Here is a 329-nt window from a genome sequence, read left to right as displayed (position 1 = left end):
CACCGCGGACGAGGGCCTGCGCGGGGGCCGCAAGGTTCCGCTCAAGGCCAACGTGGACGCCGCGATCGTGCGGCTCGGCAAGGTCGTGGTCGACCACGTCGTGGTGGTGCGCCGCACCGGCTCGCAGGTCGCGATGGAGCCCGGCCGCGACGTCTACTACCACGAGGCCGCCGAGCAGGTGACCGACGATTGCCCGGCCGAGGCCGCCGAGGCCGAGCACCCCCTCTTCATCCTCTACACCTCGGGGTCCACGGGCCAGCCGAAGGGCGTCGTCCACACCACCGGCGGCTACCTCGTCTACGCCGCGATGACCCACCAGTACGTGTTCG

General features: G+C 71.7%; 1 protein-coding gene. It reads left to right on the top strand.

Going from position 1 to position 329, the window contains the following annotated elements; genetic code table 11:
- Positions 1-329: AMP-binding protein (locus ACLBXP_RS25430; RefSeq protein WP_447670611.1), on the top strand; the 329-nt coding region annotated here is incomplete at both ends.

It is taken from the genome of Methylobacterium sp. A54F, assembly GCF_053346035.1.
The sequence above is the reverse complement of the archived record's forward strand: the minus strand, read 5'-3'. Positions and strand labels throughout refer to the sequence as shown.